The 1,362-nt window shown below is 36.3% G+C and carries 1 protein-coding gene; it reads left to right on the top strand.

The genetic code is table 11. From position 1 onward, the window contains the following. The first annotated feature begins 113 nt into the window (after nt 1–113). A complete protein-coding gene (locus tag H6W52_RS21015; RefSeq protein WP_001747432.1) occupies nt 114–1,316 on the top strand; it encodes an IS256 family transposase in 1,203 nt (400 codons plus the stop codon). Nucleotides 1,317–1,362: the final 46 nt, after the last annotated feature.

Genomic DNA, 1,362 nt, shown 5'->3' with positions numbered 1-1,362 from the left:
TAGTGTCCTACTAACTGTGTAAGTAGAAAAGTTATTCTGAAAAATTTTGAGCCCTCAAAGCTCAAAAAATTTTTCGGAAATAACTTTTTACTATTTTTAAACATTATACAGTTATGACCAGTAAAGAAGATTTATTAAACAACAAGGATTTCTACAAATCCTTCAAAAACGGAGAAGATTTAACCTCGTTCTTCAAAGAACTGCACAAAAAAGCAGTAGAACATATGCTGGATGCTGAATTAGACAGCCATCTTGACAATGAAAAACACGAAAAAACCACCAATGGAAACTACCGAAACGGACACGGAACTAAGAAGATAAAATCATCATTTGGCGAATCCGAAATTAAAGTTCCCCGTGATAGAGAAGGGAGTTTTGAACCTGCTTTAGTTCCCAAAAGACACAATATCATCGATGGTTTGGAGAATATCATTATCTCGTTTTATGCTAAAGGAATGAGCGTTTCGGATATTGAAGAACAGATTAGGGATATGTATGATTTTGAGGTTTCTACGTCAACAATTTCTCGAATAACTAATGCTGTTGCCAGTGAAGTCGTTGCGTGGCAAAACCGACCTTTAGACGAATTGTATCTGATTGTTTGGATGGACGGAATTGTTTTCAAGGTTCGAGAGAACTCCAAAGTCATTAACAAAACCATTTATTTAGCCGTAGGCTTGAACCGTGAAGGAAGAAAAGAAGTTTTGGGAATGTGGCTTGGAAAGAACGAAAGTTCCAGCTTTTGGATGAGTGTTTTAACCGATTTAAAAGCTCGTGGTGTCGAAGATATTTTGATTACAGCCACTGATAATTTGAATGGATTTACAGGGACTATTCGCTCGGTTTTCCCAGAATCCCAAACTCAAATCTGCGTGGTTCATCAAATCAGAAACGCCTGCAAATATGTTGTTTGGAAGGATAGAAAAGAGTTTTCTGCCGATATGAAACACATCTATACTGCCCCTACAAAAGATGCAGCCAAAGCCGCTTTGGAAGACTTTGCACAGAAATGGGAAAGTAAATATTCATACGCTATTCAGTCCTGGAGAAACAACTGGGATGAATTAACCGTCTTTTTTGACTTCCCAATCGAAATCCGAAAAATCATTTACACCACCAATTTAATTGAAAACCTCAATGGAAAAATCCGAAAATACACTAAAAATAAAATGTCTTTTCCTACGGATGATGCTGTTTTAAAGTCGGTATATCTTGCTCTAAAAGAAGCTACCAAAAAATGGACAATGCCTATCCATAATTGGGGATTGGTTTTAAACCAATTTATGCTTATTTTTGAAAAAAGGCTCAGATTATAAAATCCAAGCCTAACTTTTCTACTTACACACTTTACGGGATAGTGTC

The organism is Chryseobacterium sp. C2(2020) (assembly GCF_014218915.1).
Lineage (GTDB): Bacteria > Bacteroidota > Bacteroidia > Flavobacteriales > Weeksellaceae > Chryseobacterium > Chryseobacterium mucoviscidosis.
The sequence above is the reverse complement of the archived record's forward strand: the minus strand, read 5'-3'. Positions and strand labels throughout refer to the sequence as shown.

Bases quoted from the DNA above. Each gene is read 5' to 3' on its own strand.
- H6W52_RS21015 (WP_001747432.1), top strand. From the start codon at position 114: ATGACCAGTAAAGAAGATTTATTAAACAACAAGGATTTCTACAAATCC.